The organism is Bacillus sp. 5w2, assembly GCF_054353775.1.
Genome location: NZ_JBTIWT010000011.1, coordinates 60,430 through 77,569, shown reverse-complemented (window position 1 = coordinate 77,569; position 17,140 = coordinate 60,430). Strand labels below are relative to the sequence as shown.

The window sequence follows — 17,140 nt, the reverse complement described above, 5'->3', positions numbered from 1 at the left end:
CTTCTTCTTTAGGCTTTACTACTTCTTGGACTTTCGCTTCTTCTTTAGGCTTTACTACTTCTTGGACTTTCGCTTCTTCCTGTGCTTTCACTTCTTCCTGCACTTTTGTTGCTTCTTTAGCCTTTACTTTTGCTACCTGCTGTGTTTTAGCTTCTTCCTTAGCTTTTACCGTTTTTTGTACTTTTGCTACTTGCTTCGTTTTCTCGTCAGCCTTTTTTTCAACTGGTGCTGTACTTGATAAGAAAGAAACATTCGCATAGGCTGTTTTTCCTTTATACTCAAATTGCAGCCATCCGTCTTTTACTTGATGCGTTGATTCAATGACATCATCTTTTTTCAGTCTGCCAAGAATTTCTGATTCTGTATTTGCATCAGAACGGACATTCAACAAATTCGCTGTTACGTGATACACATCTTTTGTAAACTCCGCACTTACAAATACTTCTTTACCATTTAAATCAATTTTTGACCATCCTTCTTCCGTATGTATAACTTTTAACTTTTGTCCTTCCTTTACTTTTTTGACAACTTTTGATTCTGTAGTTGGCTTTTCACGTACGTTGAGTATATCCGCTGTTACGATTGTTTCTGCAGTTGCAGATGTGGTAAAAGCCCCCAATCCAAAAACTGTTGCTGTTGCTGCGCCAATTATTTTTTTCATATTATCCTCCATTACATTTTTTGACTTCTATTATATCAAATGCTTCCATAAAATCAGGTACTTTCACATAATATCAAAACTTTTGTAACAATACATTAATATTACTTAATATATTGTTGTTCAAAATATCCTTTTTCTTCAAAAATATCAAATTTATATGTTATTCTATAAATAAAAAATCACGTCATCTTATATAAAATGACGTGATCTTTTTAGAGGAAAAACTATTTGTTACATCTTCTTTGTTTCTAGCGATATATTTCGAATATATCTAGCCACCATTCATGCAAAATTTCAGGGGCATTCGTCTTCATAATACATAAAAAACAATTTTAAATAATTTGAAAGTAAACTAATTTCTATTAGTCTATTTTATTTCACTAATTCATTTATTAATAATGTGTTTAAGAATTTCTACAGTTATCTTTCTTGATTATCATAATAGGTTTTATCTGCATATTTTTTATCATTTCCTTTTAGATATGCTAAGATAATTTTTGGATTTTTAACTAAAGTCCAATCCCCATATGTATCAAATCTTCTGCACGAAGTTATCATTCCATTTTTTATTGTACCGAATTTCTTATTTTTTTGTTTTCCCCATTCTTTTAACCTGTTTGCAAAATCTGCATCTTCTGCCATAAGCATATTTTCATTAAATCCATTAATCGCCATAAAGTCTTTTCTATAGCACCAAAAAATCCCGACAGATATAGCCCCATACTTAAAAAATATTGGAATTATAATTAACAGTGCGGAAACAATTATTCCTAAAGATATTCTTTCAAACTTTCCAGTTACCCCACCGCCAATATATTTACCTGAAACTAAATATTTGTCTACGTTAGACAAAAAAGACTCTGTCATTTGGGTATCAGCATCTATAGTAATGATTATTTCCCCAGTAGCTATCATGGCCCCTGCATTTCGGATTTTAGATAAATTTTTATCATCATTTTTTAATGTAATACAGTTATACTCCTTTGCGATTTCCTCTGTTTTATCTGTACAACGATTTAAAACCACTATCACTTCAGTTTGACCTTTATATGCTTCCGCTGCCTTTGAAATTGAATCTAAACATTTTCCAATGTACTTTTCTTCATTATGCGCAGGGATTATAATAGAAAACTTTACACCTTTTTTCAAATCAATGCCTGAAGATTCATTTGTTTCCTTCATAACACTTCCCCTTTTTATAAAATAAATTTTCAATCTATATAACATATATTAATATTTATGAGACTGTATTATAAAAACTAAAAACATGTTAAAAGTCACCTAGAATTCTTCTATCCAAACAAAATGAAACAATACTTTTTATGCTACATAGTTGTCGCAAGTCCCGCTAAAAACAAACTTACGATTGCTAAAAATTTTGTGCCGACTATAGCCCCTCTTAAATGAAACTTATAATCTTTGTATTCCTTCATGCCTTCTGTACTAGGAATCACAACAAATCTTGGGGTAATCCAGCAAAAGATTAGCCAATCAAGTATAAACAAATCTACTACATTAAAAATCATTAAAATACCAAAAGTATGTAAATAGGCATCAATAAATAATAATTTTCCATGTTTATGTAGTATATATGTAGAAACGAAAGGAGTACCGAAAAGAATAGCATTATATGCAATATTAAAGTATATTGTTTGCTTCTTTTCATAAATCGATTTTGGAAAAACTACCTTTTGAATATCTTTCGGATATTCAGTTAACGAAAGACGGGGATTATAATATAAAGATCCTAAAATCATTACGGATAGTACAATAGACATAATGATACCAACGTACATCATTTGCTCAAATGAATTCATATGCTTCATTCACCCTTTTCTGTATTCGCTCCATAGTACACGTACTTAATTACATATTGTATGTACGGCATCGATCAAAAATTAACAATTCACTTTATCAATCATTTTATAATTGAAATTATGATTTACTTATCATTAATCTTTTCTGAAGAACAATTAAAAATTAGTTTGGAGGAATATTATGCAAAAGCTAAATTTGAAGAAATAGATTTTAATTTATATTTTCAACCCATATCAAATAAAGAAGTACTGGCGCAAATTACCGAACGCGCTTTCCGTTAGACGCAGCACAAAATGACGTTACAAGGCTGTTAAAGCGCAATGAAAACCATCAACTATTCAGCTCCTATAAAGTGTATGATTCTATTACAAATGAATATGTTTGTCTTTTACATGTTACGGTAAACGAGGATTATGTTAAAGAAGCTGAAATTGGATATATGATTTTGCCAGAGCATTGGGGAAAAAGATATGGTAGCAGAATTGCAAATGAATTAATGAATATTGCGAAGCAGACAGATGTAAACGTACTAAAAGCAATAATCGATCCAAACAATATCCCTTCTCGCAAAATTTTAATAAATATAGGTTTTACATCTGAGAAAGTTTGTGAGATTGATGGATTGCCTGGGGAGATTTTGAGTACATATATTTAACTAAATAAAAGGCAATACTACTTCTCGACCACTAGTAGTATTGCCTTTTTCTCTTAGCCATCGTTACATAACATGATGGCTATTTTTGATTACTTTTATTCATAATTAATTGATAGATACGTTCTTTTTAACTGAATATCAAGCTCCCTACTATACAATAGAAAACATCATATACACACCAACAACGAAGAATACGGCAAGTGTCTTAATTATCGTAATACCAAATATCTCTTTATAAGCTTCCCTGTGCGTTAATCCTGTAACTGCAAGTAAAGTTATAACTGCTCCGTTATGAGGTAAAGTATCCATACCTCCTGCCGCCATTGCAATCACACGATGCAGCACATCTAACGGAATATCAAAGTTTGTTGCCGCTTCAATATATTTTTCTGCCATCAAACCTAATGTAATACTCATTCCACCCGAGCCTGATCCCGTCAGCCCGCACAATATATTCGTCATGACTGCTCCACTAATTAAAGGATTTGAGAAAGTCCCCGTTAAATAGTTTTGAATCATGACAAATCCAGGCAAAGCTGCTATAACGGCACCAAATCCATACTCGGCTGCAGTGTTCATAGCTGCTAAGATTGAACCACTCACACCAACGCTTGTAATTGATTGAAAATGCTCTTTTACCGCTTGGAAGTTTAATAATATAGCAGATAATATTCCAATAAGAAGTGCCATTTCCACTGACCAAATCCCCACGACTTGTCCCATATCAATTGTTCCGTACTCCTTCAAACCTATGGATGCAAAGTCAAATCCCTTTGTATACCAAACAGGAATGAATTCTGTAAAGACTTTATTCATCACTCCAACCAGTACAGGCGGAAGAAATGCTATCCAGTAACTAGCTGGAATTACATCGCTGGAAGCAATCGGATTTTGCACCAATTGCGCGCTAGTTGTAGCAGCCATCTCAGAAGTAGCATCGCCTTTTCCGAAGTACCCTTCGCCCTTAGCAGCAGCCTTCTTCCTACATCTTTCCAAATACAACATGCCACATATAAAGATAAATAGTGCTCCGATAATTCCTAATGTAGGAGCGGCATAAATATCTGTTTTAAAGAACGTAGTTGGAATAACATTTTGGATTTGAGGTGATCCAGGAAGTGAATCCATCGAAAACGTAAATGCGCTGAATGCGATTGTCGCTGGAATAAGACGTTTCGGAATATCCGCCTCACGAAATAATTGCGCCGCAAATGGATAAATCGCAAATACTGCGACAAATAAGCTGACACCACTGTATGTAAGAATCGCTCCCATTAATACGATGGAAAGAATCGCTCTTTTCACACCGATAAAACGGATAATAATTTTCGCGATTTTTTCTGCTATTCCAGTGATTTCTACCACTTTACCAAATATCGCTCCAAGCAAAAATACAGGAAAATATAATTTTATGAATCCGACCATCTTCGCCATAAAAACATTAGAAAAGAATGGTAAAACATTCGCCGGTTCTGTTAAAAACACAGCGAGCAACGCACATAACGGAGCGAATAAAATGACTGAGAAACCTCGGTAAGCCACAAAAATAAGCAAGCCAAGCGCTAACAATACAATCAATAAATCCATAACCCCAATCCCCCTCAATAATACGGATTTTTTATTTTTGTATCCTTTTCTGTTTGTATATTTTGTTGTAATGCCTGCCAGAGGCAGGCATTACTTTTTGCATATTATTATATTTATAGCTTTTTATTTATGATGAAAGATTGGTATCCTCTTTTCTATAAAGGCCTCCACTCCCTCTCTTACATCACTCGTTTGAAACACATGTCCGAAATTTTCAGCTTCTATTTTTAACCCTTCCTCAAGAGAAGAAGATAGCCCCTTATCGATAGATTGCTTCATCAAAGATAATGCAGGAAGAGAGAATCGAGCCATCTTCACAGCTAGTTCCTTCGCCTTATCCAGCGATTCGCCACGCGGAACAACATGATTCACCAAACCAACCCGCCAAGCTACTTCAGCAGTGAGTGCTTCACCAGTAAACATCATTTCCTTCGCACTTGCAGTTCCTATTAATCGAGGCAAACGTTGCGTTCCTCCTGCACCTGGAAACAAACCTAATTTCACTTCCGGAAGCCCGATTTGGGCATGTTCTTCTATAATCCGTAAATCACACGATAAAGCTAATTCACACCCGCCCCCAAGCGCTAATCCGTTAATAGCAGCGATTACCGGCTTTGGCAATTTTTCTATTTTATTTAACGGATTCTGGAGCCACAATGATTTTCCCTCCGCATATTCACTCCCTTTCCCAATCCATTCCGGAAACGATTTAATGTCCCCTCCTGCAACGAAGGCCTTTTCTCCAGCGCCAGTTAGAAGTACAACAATTACTTCATCATCCCGTTCAATTTCATGGACCACTACCGTCAGTTGCTCTACCACCGCATCGCTTAGTACATTCACAGGTGGATTATCAATGATAATCGTTGCGATTCCATTTTCTTTGGACCATGTAACAACATGCTTATTTTCCAATTCAATCCCTTCTTTCCGATATATAATAAGGTAGAATCAGCACATCAACTCGTTCTTTTAATTACATAACCGACCTGTTCGCGATCCCAAGCGCTGCCGATGCCTTCCTCCTGCAGCTTGAATTTTTGAATCCGTTCCGTCGCAGTTTTTGGGAAAGTTTCACTGAACTGAACATATCGAGGTACCATAAAGTAAGCCATACGTTCTTGACACCAATCTATAATCTCTTCATGGGACATCGTTTCATCTTTCTTTACAATCACATATAATTTGACATCCTCTTCTCCCACTTCTGACGGGACACCGATGGCCGCTGATTCAAGTACTTTCGGGTGATTATTCACAACTTTTTCGATTTCCCAAGAGGAGATATTTTCTCCACGCCTCCGGATACACTGTTTGATTCGATCGCTAAAATATAAGTAACCTTCCTCATCTAGATAACCGCGATCTCCTGTATGGAACCATCCCTCCTTCATCGCCTCCTCTGTTTTATCAAGCATTTTATAATAACCTTCCATGAATGCTTGTCCCTGTAAGGAACGAATAAAAATCTCTCCAATCTCACCCGTCCGCGCTTCATTTCCATCCTCATTGACAATCTTCGTCTCTACGTAAGAATATGGTTTTCCAATAGAAGGTGGCTTATTGGCATGAAGTGGATTCGTTACACAAAAACCCGTTGTTTCCGTTAATCCGTAGCCTTCCACAATTCGAACGCCAAATCTCTCCTCAAAAGGCTTCCAAAATTCCTTAGGAGTAGCAGCACAAGCCGTCACCCTTACTAAATTGTCATTATCATCTTCCTTTTCTGGCTGTTTGCAGAGAATAGGAATCATAGATCCTAAAGAATTAAAAATGGTTGCGCCATGACTGCGAATTTCACTCCAAAATCTAGAAGCACTAAACCGTTTACCGAGAGCGATCGTCGCATTAGAAGAAATAGCTCCGAGTACTGTATGAGCCTGGGCATTTATATGAAATAACGGCAGCGCTGTAAATAAGACATCTTTTGAACTTGCGCCAACCATATAGTTAGCAAATGACTTCGCAGAATTTACATAGGCAGCATGACTTAACATGACTCCTTTAGGTAATCCAGTCGTTCCTGAGGTATAAAGGATACTGTTAATAGAAGTGGCGGAAATAAATTCAGTTGGAAGGTGATGGTTATTTGTATTTAGTACATCTTTCAATTCCATTACTAACCGCTCTTTACCATCGCCTTCAATGATCGCGCTTTCATTTTTTCCGTAAGCAACAATTTGGATGTCCCTATGTATAAATGACAAACAAGAGACAATTTGAGGAACAAATTCCTTATCAACGATAATTAACTTACAATCAGAGTGAGATACAATATACTGCAAACCTTCTCCTTTTAAATGCACATTCAGAGGCACCGCGATTGCTCCCATAAAAGATAAAGCAAACCATACATCCAGATATTCAGGAGTATTATGAAGCATAATACAAACCTTATCTCCTTTTTGAATACCGAGTTCACAAAATCCCGCTATGGCTCTTGTAATTCGATGATATAGCTCCTCATATGTAACCCTTTGTTCTTCAAATTGTAAATACACTTTACTTGGTGTTTTTTCGATACTTTGCATAATAAAATGCGGTAAGCTTTGATTTTCCAACATTGAATTCCATCCCCTTCCTGCTATAAGCCTTTTTATTTATATAGCAAGAAACATGCCAAAAATCGACTCCTTCCTTATTCCCTTATTCCTTCGTAATCTCCCTTACTTGTCCAATCTCATATGTCGCATTTGCGCTACAAATATTAGCAACCATGTCGCATCTATAAGAAAATGTCGCAAAAAAGAGACAGTGTTATTATTACAAACAAAAAAAGGGCCTGTTTGCCCTTTACTTTCCTTCATGACATTTCGTATTTTTCTATTTTTCGATATAAGCTAGCCCGATGAATCCCTAAAAGCTCGGCTGCCTCTTTTACATTTCCAGCTGTTTTTTCCAAAGCTCTCGTAATCGCACGTTTTTCAGCGGATTCCACTTCCGCCTGAAGTAAATAACTCGTCTCATGCTTCTCTTGGTCCATCGTAAATATTTCATGGTTTAACTCCTCTTCCAAATTTTTTTTCCGTAAATAGGCAGGAAGGTGATACACTTGAATAATCATTCCTTCTATAACATTCATCGCTCGTTCTAACACATTTTCTAGCTCCCTAATATTCCCTGGCCAATCATGCTCCATGAATATATCTCTAACTCTCTCATCCAATGAAATAACGTTACTACCTAGCTCACCATTCAATTTCTTAATTAAAAATTCCGTTATATATATCATATCTTCTTTTCTATCTCGTAATGGAGGAATATCGATTTCAAACACATTCAACCTATAATATAAATCCTCTCTGAACTCCCCTCTTTGCACCATTTCACGGAGATTTCTATGTGTCGCCGCAATGAAACGAACATCAACCTTTTGAATTTTCGTACCTCCAATTCTTTCAATCTCTTTCTCTTGCAATACACGAAGCAACTTCACCTGCATGTCCAAAGACATATCACCAATTTCATCTAAAAATAACGTTCCCTTATCCGCTAACTCAATTTTCCCAGGCTTACCACCTTTTTTCGCTCCTGTAAAAGCCCCGTCTTCGTATCCAAATAATTCAGCCTCCAAAAGATCCTTTGGAATCGCAGCACAATTTAATCGAATAAATGTATCACTAGCACGCGGACTTGCACGATGTACCGCATGTGCAAATAGCTCTTTTCCTGTACCACTCTCTCCTCTTATCAAAACGGTAGACCGACTTTTAGAAACCTTCAAAGCCATCATTTTGACTTCTTTCATTTTTGCACTCTCTCCTATAATGCTTTGAAAGGAAAGTCGCCCTTCTTGTAGCCGCTGTAATTCTGTTTGATAGTAAGATAACTTCGATTCCATTTCACTAATTTGATCTCCCAAAGCTTTAAACTGCTGTATATCATGAAACATAATTTTACCAATTGCTCCAATAATCTTACCTTCCTTAATGATAGGTATGCGCGTTGCGATTATATTCCGATTACTTATACGCTGGATATGCCCAATTTCCATCTGTCCCGTCTTTACGATAATATGCATCCTCGTATTCTCAACAACCTCCGTACAATGCTTACCAATCGCTTCCTTCGGATCATCAATCCCTAAAAATTGTGCATACGAACCACTTAAAAAATTGACAATTCCTTGTTCATTTACACCTAAAATGCACTCAGACAGTAAATTTAAGGCACTTTCATATCGACTTATGATGCTTTCCAAAGACTGTATACTTTTTCCCTTGCTTTCCAGAATGGCAATTGATCCATATTCTGTCTTATTCTTATATACATGAGATTCATTCACAATTAAAACTCGGTTGCCACTCCTACACTCATACCTGTACAAACTATCATTTTGATTCACTACTAACTTTTTACGATTAGGAATAATCGTTGATATATGCTCACCTATTACTTCATTTTCTTTTTTATGTAACATGCTACAGAATAGTTTGTTACTATATGTGATGATACCATCATGGTTTATAATAGCAATTCCGTTATTCATTACCTGAAGAGCCTGACTAGTTACCTGCCAATTCATTCGTTCGTCCATATGCATTTGGAAGCCCCCTATCAAATTGTGCTCGTTCTCGCATGTATTATATATTCATTTTAAACATTTACTTTCCTTTGGTTTTTCCGTTTGAAGTAATAATTTCTTGAACTAGTAATATAGCTGAATAACTTGTGGGTTCTTTTTTGACACTAGGAATATTTTAACAAGCCACTTTCTTTAACTTCTTTTAGGAAGAAGATTATCTCATAGGCTATTTGCAACGTGCAGCAGGAAAATATTTAATGTTTACATCGAATACATAATAAGATTAATAACAAGAAAAAACAGTTGACGGATTTCCTTCTGTCAACTGTTTTTATTACGAATATTGGTGACAAAACTCATAATTGTTAGGTTTTCTTTAGCATAAAGTCCGATCTCCAATCTTCCAACTAAACCATCTCCCATGCCCTTCCGTTTCCCCAACCGTTTCACGATATTCGTTTCCGTTAATATAATAATCAATATGAAGGTCCCGGTCCCACATGTTGTTATAAAGGTGGAATACATTACGTTTTGCACCGATTTCTTGTATTTGTTTTTCTAACTTATGTTTTACTTGTTCAGGAATTTGATTTGCGACATGTGTATGGAAAATACAGATTACAGCATCTTCACTTATTTGTTCAATGATAGATGGCAGCAACTCTACACCGTCTCCTTCTATTAACTCGACAGATTCTTTTTTTACTAAAGATGCTGCTTGGTCAAACATTTCAAGTCTTTCTTTATGCTCTGGCCAAATTAGTGCACGTAGCCATAAATAATCTTCCTCATTATGTAAATCATTCACATGTAAATCAAGCCCAATTCTTTCAACAACAGGTGGACTTACTTTTAGAAATTGGGGTACATTTCCCCCTCTTATTTCAGAAGTTAAATGTACATTTGAATTTATATTTCCGTATGTTTCATCTGTTCCGTACGAATAGCTATATTGATCCCAGAACAGTTGTAATCCAGAACTTGTACCAATTTCGATTAACGCTAACGGTTTGTTCACTTTATTAAATATGTAACAGAAGCTTGGATATAAATACGCACATCGCCTTACTTCATTCGTTTGAACAAGTTTCGTTTGTAATAAAGTAATAATTTCTTCTCGGTACTCTTTACAAAAGTCTTTAAAGTGATCGAAAGCTTTATCTAAATTTGTATTCGCATTTTCAACTAAACTACTATAATACGTTTTTAAAGGATGTTCTTTCCCTGCTAGTAATAAATAATGTGCTGCACCTAATAATAAGTTTGGAACTGGTTGGCCTACTTGAGCGTAGGAAGATAGTGTAAGTACTTCCTCATCTTCAGCAATTTTTATTGATAAGTATTCGTATAAGTCACTTGACCCTTTACATTCCTTTATTGAAAAATTTCGAAATAAGTTTGCGATTTGTTCTTGTGTACGCATTAGTATCCCCCTTTATCATCTTACAGAATAATCTTACTATTAAAAGAACATAAATTCCATAAAAAGGTAACCATTCTACCTACTTTACGATACGTAAGCTTTTTCGAGATAATTTCAAACTGTGATTTTTTTCTATTCTTAAACTGAAAAGTGCTTGTTAAATAAGAATTTTGGCAAATAAAACGTTAAATAGTTTAAAATTATCAGATAACACTAGATATTTTAGTCTATTAATTATTATAATAGAGTATGAGATGGTTATATAATTGAGACAAAAAAGGTATACACCTAGGTGGGGCCTAGGCGGTGTTTTCAATTTACGGCTTAGATATAAAAAACACCTACTCTTTTTTGCCAATATAGGGGATGGAGAGATTATCATGAGCAACATGCAGCAAAAAACAGACGTTATCTTAATTGGTGCAGGAATTATGAGTGCAACGCTAGGCTCATTACTAAAAGAATTAGCACCAGAATGGGAAATTAAAGTTTTTGAAAAACTCGCTAGTGCCGGGGAAGAAAGCTCTAATGAATGGAATAATGCAGGTACAGGGCATTCTGCGCTATGCGAACTGAACTATACTTCCGAAAAATCTGACGGATCTATAGATATTGGTAAAGCTGTAAAAGTGAATGAGCAATTCCAGCTTTCAAGACAATTTTGGGCATATCTTGTAAAAAGCAAATTAATTCGTAATCCACAAGATTTTATTATGCCTCTACCTCATATGAGTTTAGTACAAGGTGAAAAAAATGTTGAGTTTCTAAAAAACCGTTTTGAAGCGCTTTCAAAAAATCCACTGTTTCAAGGTATGGAATTTTCCGATGCTCCTGAAACACTAAAAAAATGGCTTCCACTCATTATGGATGGTCGTACACCAAACGAACCGATGGCTGCAACGAAGATTGACTCTGGAACAGATGTTAACTTCGGTGCATTAACACGTATGTTGTTTGATTACTTACAAACGAAAAATGTCGAGCTAAACTACAAACATAGTGTCGAAAATATTAAACGCACGAAGAATGGTTTGTGGGAAGTAAAAGTACACGATATGAATAGTGGTAAAATTGAGCATCATACTGCAAAATTCGTCTTTATTGGCGGCGGTGGCGGTAGTCTACCTCTACTACAAAAGACTGGCATTCCTGAATCAAAACATATTGGTGGATTCCCAGTAAGTGGACTATTTATGGTATGTAAAAACCAAAAAGTTGTAGAGCAACATCATGCAAAAGTATACGGTAAAGCTAAAGTTGGCGCTCCGCCTATGTCTGTACCTCACCTTGATACGAGATATATAGACAATAAAAAAGCTTTACTATTCGGACCGTTCGCAGGGTTCTCTCCTAAGTTCTTAAAAACTGGCTCAAACCTTGATTTAATAGGTTCTGTAAAACCGAATAACGTCTTAACGATGTTAGCTGCTGGTGTAAAAGAAATGGGATTAACAAAATACTTAATTCAGCAAGTTATGTTATCACACGAAAAACGTATGGAAGAATTACGCGAATTCATTCCGAACGCAAAAAGTGAAGATTGGGATATTGTAGTTGCTGGTCAGCGTGTACAAGTAATTAAAGATACTGATTCTGGCGGTAAAGGAACACTTCAATTCGGTACAGAAGTTGTTAGTGCGGCTGATGGATCAATCGCGGCGTTACTAGGTGCATCACCGGGTGCTTCTACTGCCGTTCACGTCATGCTTGAAGTATTAGAAAAATGTTTCCCAAGCCGAATGGTAGAATGGGAAGGAAAAATAAAAGAAATGATTCCTTCTTACGGCATTTCATTAACAGAAAATCCAAGATTATTCCAAGACCTTCACACTTCTACAGGTCGTACCCTTGGATTAAATGAAAAAGAAACGGTTCATAATTAATGAAGAAATGAAAACGTCCGATATATTCGGACGTTTTTTCGTTACTAGAAATTATATTTATCAATATTATCCTTTGTAAATACAACTCGTTCTGGTAGTACGATAATTCCGTTTCCTTCTGCCTCATAATCATATCCTTGAATAGAGTTTGGCTCTACTTTCACTTTTCCGATTCCTTCTACTTCAAAGCTATCCCCTACTTTTAACTTCTTTCCTTTTACTACTATTTCATTTGCTACATACGTTGCGAGTGCACCTTGTTGTTTTACATCCCATAATCCGAATTGCTGTACTGTTCCTCGTTTTACATAATCACGCATAACATTCGGTGTAGAAAACCCTGTTACAACGACTTTTTTATCCATTTTTAAGTTTTCAGCTGCTTGTGCCATCGCCGGAAGTGCCGTTGCATCTGGACAAATGACTGCATTAATATCTGGATACGTTTTTAAAATGTTCTCTCCTACAGATAAAGACTTTTGCGCATTATTTTCACCGTACTGCGTCGTTACAATTTCCCAATTCGGATATTTCTTTTTAATAATTTCTTTCGCTTTCGTTACCCATTGGTTTTGATCTGTTACTGTTGGGCTAGAATAAAAGAATGCTACTTTTCCTTTATCTCCAATTTGTTTGGAAGTCATTTCAATTAATAAGTTAGCAAGTTGGTCTGGTGTTCCTTGGCTTATATAAAATGAACGATCTTTCGGATTCACATCAGAATCCCACGTTAAAACAGTCATTCCTTTTTTCTTAGCACGTTGTAATGATTGGGATAGACCATCTACTGACGTAGAAGAAACCATAAGTGCATCATAATTTTGGTTAATGAAATTGTTTATATATTTTACTTGCCCCGAAACACTCGCTTCAGATGGTCCATCATATTTTACTTGGACACCTAGCTTATCCCCCATCTCTTTTGCTCCTTCACCACCTGATGTAAAGAAGCCAACTCCAGTTAATTTCGGGATAAATGCAAATTTCACATCATCCGCTTTTTTCTTATCTGCCGTCTGACTAGAACAAGCTATTAAACCAATTAAACAAATGCATACAATGAATACAATCCCCAGTTTTCTCTTCATGACATTTCCTCCTTATGCAAATTCCTTCTTTTCCCCATTGTGAATTGATGTAATTTGAAATGTCGCATAATAACTGAAAGAATAAGAATAATACCAATTACTACGTTGGATTGTTCATTTGTTAAACCTGTCATTTGTAGACCGTACTGCATAAGTCCAATGAAAATACTAGCGAGTACTGTACCGATAATACTTCCTTTTCCCCCTGTAATTAGTGTCCCGCCTAATACGACTGCCGTAATGATTGGTAAAATTGTTTCACTTCCTATATCAGCACGTGCAGAACCGAAATAAGCAGTTAAGAAAACGCCCCCTAATCCACCTCCTAACCCAGAAAGTATGTAAGCGATGATGACTACTTTTTTCGTTTTAATCCCGGTGTATTTTGCTGCATTTTCATTCGCACCTGTTAGTTTAACTTGGCGCCCATATATGGTGCGGTGAAACAATACAGTGCATAAAATCGTTACTATAATCAGTAGCCATAGTAAATTCGGTATTCCTATAAAACTACCGTTTGCCAGGTGTACAAATACGTCAGGTAAACCACTTATCCCTTCATATCCAGAAGCACCTGCCCCTCCTGAAATGACGAGTGCAATTCCTCCGTATAAAAACATCGTTCCGAGTGTAACGACAAGTGGCTCTACATCTGTCATTTTTATAATGATTCCGTTGAAAGCTCCTGCTAAACAACTAATTATAAGAGCTATTATAACTGCTAGTAAAATAGGTATCCCATTCATCCAAAGTACACCAATTATAATCGAAGTTAGCCCCATAATAGATCCTACAGAAACATCAATCCCGCCTGTTACAATAACAAAAGTCATTGGTATCGCCGCGATTGCTATAAATAGAAAATCATTTGTACTAAATAAGAGATTACTAACGTTTAAAAAATCACTATTGATTAAACTAAAGAGAATGAATTCTATAAGAAGTAATACAATTAGAACACCTTCCCATCTGTAAAAATACTTCATAGATTCATCCTCCTTTCTGCCTTCCACTTTTTCATAACACTATCCAATATGATGATAAGTAATAATAAAAAGCCCGAAATAGCATTATTCCAAAATGCTGGTATTTTTAAAAAGACGAGTGAACTGCTTATCGCCTCTAAAAATAATGCTCCTAATGCGGCTCCAAAAATTGATCCTGTTCCCCCTTTTAAATGAATTCCTCCAAGTACAGCGGCTGCAATTACTTGTAATTCTAATCCTGTACCCGTTTGATTAGGAACGAACCCGATATTCATAACAAATATACAACCAGCAAGCCCGGCACTTATGCCCGATATAATAAACGCATAGATCTTCACTTTATTTACTGGTATCCCAATAAGTCTCGCACCATCTTCATTATCACCTACTGCATAGAAATATCTTCCGTATGGTACTTTCCTTAAAAAGAAATATAGTAGTAGTAAAATAATAAGAACGAACCATACAGTTATGGGCAAGCCAAGAATGACGATAGATGACAGCTGCTTAAAATCGTTTGGAATATCTTCAATCCACTTCCCGCCTGTGAAAATTAACATCGCACCTCTAATAATTCCTAACATACCTAATGTCATAATAATGGCTGGTACCCGAAACTTCGCAACTCCAATACCATTTACGAAACCGATAATGGCCCCAAGTATAATAGCAGCAAGTATTGACAAGAATGCATTATATCCATCCGTTAACAACATCCCACAAACAGCTGCACTTAATCCCATAATCGAGCCAACTGATACGTCTATATTTTTCGTAAATAAGACGAAAGATTGGCCGATTGCTAGAACGACTAAAATAACACTTGATTTCATTACTAAAGATAACGAGTTAAACTGAACAAAACTAGGATTTATCATTCCGACAATGACAATGTAAATTAGTAATAACAGTATGATAGTTGTTTCGTGCATTTTATACATACGTTTCATTCCGTTACACCTCCGTATGCTAGACGTGTAACTTCATTCACACTCACTTGTTCTTTTTCCATATGAGAAACAAATCGCCCATTTCTCATTACATATACACGGTTTGCTAATTGAACAATTTCTTCAACATCTGAAGAGATTAATAATATTGCGAGTCCTTCACTTTTCATTTTTTCTATCGTCTCATATACTTCAAGCCTTGCTTTCGCATCAATTCCGCGAGTCGGTTCATCAAGAATAATAATTTTTGGATTACACGCAAGATATTTTGCAAGCACAACTTTTTGCTGATTACCTCCTGATAAAGATGCAAGTTCTTCATTCATATTCGGAACGACAATTCGAAACTGGTCTATATACGCCTTCACTAAAGCGCTTTCTTTTTCTTGATTAATGAAAAAACGACTATTTTGATGTAAACATGCTGCAGTTATATTTTCTTTAACCGATGCAATTGAGAAAGTACCATTTCTTGCTCTGTCCTCTGGTACATAAACAAGTCCTTCGCTTAGTCTTTTATGCAAAGAGCTTGAATCAATTGATTTTCCTTCTAATAAAATAGAACCTGATTTTATAGGTTTCAACCCAAATATCACTTCTGCTAATTCCGTTCTGCCTGATCCAACAATGCCAGCAATACCTACAATCTCACCAGCATGTATAGTAAGTGATATATTTTCGAATGCGTGACCATTTATATTGATCACTTCTAATATTTTTTTCGTCTTTGCTGTCTCTTGAACTACTTCTTTTTTCTCTTTTTGTTTATACCCTTTTGGCAATAGCCCCTCCATCAACATGTCATATGTATAGTCACATACATCCCCTTGGCTTACAATCATTCCATCTCGTAATATCGCCACTTTATTGGCAATTTCAAAAATTTCTGGAAAGCGATGCGTAATATATATCATCCCAATTCCTTTTTTTTGCAAACTTTTCAACAGCACAAAAAGACTCTTCATTTCGTGAGTTGTTAATGTCGATGTTGGCTCATCTAAAATAAGAATCTCAGATTCTCTTATTAATCCTCTAACGATTTCTACTAGCTGTTGCTGCGCAATGGATAGTGATCCTCCTAGTTCATTAAGGTCAATATCCCACCCTAAACTTTCAATCAATTGCTGAATCTTTACTTTTAATTCTTTTTTCTTTCCATTTAGTCCGATACATATATTTTCTTCAATGGTCATATGCGGAAAAATGAGTGGTTCTTGTGGTATTAAATAAATACCTTTTCCGTGTGCTTCTGACGGATTTGAAAACTGGTGCCTCATTCCTTTTACATACATTTCTCCACTATCATACGAATATAACCCCGTTAATATTTTCATTAATGTTGATTTTCCAGCACCATTTCCCCCAACTAAAGCGTATATATCTTCACGCTCTACTTGTAAATTCACTTCTTTTAGTACAAGTTGATTTGAAAATGACTTACTCATTTTCTTCACTTGTAATAAGGGCACTTTCTCCACATGATGTCACCTGCCTTTATACAGAACATTTTTTGAGAAAATGATTATTTGTTCTACTTGTTTTGTAGCATTGTATATTCCTTTTT

General features: G+C 35.8%; 13 protein-coding genes and 1 pseudogene. 2 read left to right on the top strand and 12 right to left on the bottom strand.

Features of this window, described 5'->3' with window-relative positions:
* The 3 genes from ACXY7N_RS18490 to ACXY7N_RS18480 form a co-directional block, all read right to left on the bottom strand.
* A partial coding sequence (locus tag ACXY7N_RS18490) for an SH3 domain-containing protein (protein WP_488592549.1) occupies window positions 1-661 on the bottom strand: 661 nt, incomplete at its 3' end.
* A gap of 420 nt (window positions 662-1,081) precedes the next feature.
* On the bottom strand, window positions 1,082-1,843 hold the full coding sequence (locus ACXY7N_RS18485) for a glycosyltransferase family 2 protein (protein WP_016134758.1): 762 nt from the start codon (window positions 1,841-1,843) through the stop codon (window positions 1,082-1,084).
* Window positions 1,844-1,986: 143 nt separating this feature from the next.
* On the bottom strand, window positions 1,987-2,478 hold the full coding sequence (locus ACXY7N_RS18480; protein WP_488592548.1) for a nitroreductase: 492 nt from the start codon (window positions 2,476-2,478) through the stop codon (window positions 1,987-1,989).
* A gap of 168 nt (window positions 2,479-2,646) precedes the next feature.
* Between ACXY7N_RS18480 and ACXY7N_RS18475 the strand changes: the two are divergent.
* Window positions 2,647-3,134 (top strand): annotated as a pseudogene (locus ACXY7N_RS18475) (GNAT family N-acetyltransferase).
* 150 nt (window positions 3,135-3,284) lie between these two features.
* On the opposite strand, the gene ACXY7N_RS18470 reads toward ACXY7N_RS18475, so the two are convergent.
* The 5 genes from ACXY7N_RS18470 to ACXY7N_RS18450 form a co-directional block, all read right to left on the bottom strand.
* The gene (locus ACXY7N_RS18470; protein WP_488592547.1) at window positions 3,285-4,721 is read right to left on the bottom strand and encodes a GntP family permease; all 1,437 of its coding nucleotides are present in this window, start codon (window positions 4,719-4,721) and stop codon (window positions 3,285-3,287) included.
* A 123-nt stretch (window positions 4,722-4,844) separates the two neighbouring features.
* Window positions 4,845-5,636: an enoyl-CoA hydratase gene (locus ACXY7N_RS18465; protein ID WP_016087409.1), complete on the bottom strand. Its 792-nt coding sequence runs from the start codon at window positions 5,634-5,636 to the stop codon at window positions 4,845-4,847.
* A 44-nt stretch (window positions 5,637-5,680) separates the two neighbouring features.
* The gene (locus ACXY7N_RS18460) at window positions 5,681-7,285 is read right to left on the bottom strand and encodes an ATP-dependent acyl-CoA ligase (RefSeq protein WP_016134762.1); all 1,605 of its coding nucleotides are present in this window, start codon (window positions 7,283-7,285) and stop codon (window positions 5,681-5,683) included.
* A 239-nt stretch (window positions 7,286-7,524) separates the two neighbouring features.
* The gene (locus ACXY7N_RS18455) at window positions 7,525-9,264 is read right to left on the bottom strand and encodes a sigma 54-interacting transcriptional regulator (RefSeq protein WP_488592546.1); all 1,740 of its coding nucleotides are present in this window, start codon (window positions 9,262-9,264) and stop codon (window positions 7,525-7,527) included.
* 358 nt (window positions 9,265-9,622) lie between these two features.
* A complete protein-coding gene (locus tag ACXY7N_RS18450) occupies window positions 9,623-10,669 on the bottom strand; it encodes a DUF2332 domain-containing protein (RefSeq protein WP_016087406.1) in 1,047 nt (348 codons plus the stop codon).
* A 380-nt stretch (window positions 10,670-11,049) separates the two neighbouring features.
* On the opposite strand from ACXY7N_RS18450, the gene ACXY7N_RS18445 reads away from it, so the two are divergent.
* Window positions 11,050-12,552 (top strand): malate:quinone oxidoreductase, encoded by a 1,503-nt coding sequence (locus ACXY7N_RS18445; protein WP_488592545.1) that lies wholly within the window; start codon window positions 11,050-11,052, stop codon window positions 12,550-12,552.
* A gap of 44 nt (window positions 12,553-12,596) precedes the next feature.
* Here the strand turns inward: ACXY7N_RS18445 and lsrB are convergent, their stop codons facing one another.
* The 4 genes from lsrB to ACXY7N_RS18425 are packed head-to-tail and all read right to left on the bottom strand — an operon-like array spanning window position 12,597 to window position 17,054.
* Window positions 12,597-13,640, bottom strand: a complete 1,044-nt coding sequence (gene lsrB, locus ACXY7N_RS18440) for an autoinducer 2 ABC transporter substrate-binding protein LsrB (protein ID WP_000823634.1) — start codon at window positions 13,638-13,640, stop codon at window positions 12,597-12,599.
* Window positions 13,637-14,626 (bottom strand): ABC transporter permease, encoded by a 990-nt coding sequence (locus tag ACXY7N_RS18435; protein WP_016087404.1) that lies wholly within the window; start codon window positions 14,624-14,626, stop codon window positions 13,637-13,639. The genes lsrB and ACXY7N_RS18435 overlap by 4 nt, the downstream gene beginning before the upstream one ends.
* The gene (locus ACXY7N_RS18430; RefSeq protein WP_016134764.1) at window positions 14,623-15,576 is read right to left on the bottom strand and encodes an ABC transporter permease subunit; all 954 of its coding nucleotides are present in this window, start codon (window positions 15,574-15,576) and stop codon (window positions 14,623-14,625) included. Before ACXY7N_RS18430 ends, ACXY7N_RS18435 begins: the two co-directional genes overlap by 4 nt.
* Window positions 15,573-17,054: a sugar ABC transporter ATP-binding protein gene (locus ACXY7N_RS18425; protein WP_488592544.1), complete on the bottom strand. Its 1,482-nt coding sequence runs from the start codon at window positions 17,052-17,054 to the stop codon at window positions 15,573-15,575. The genes ACXY7N_RS18430 and ACXY7N_RS18425 overlap by 4 nt, the downstream gene beginning before the upstream one ends.
* Window positions 17,055-17,140: the final 86 nt, after the last annotated feature.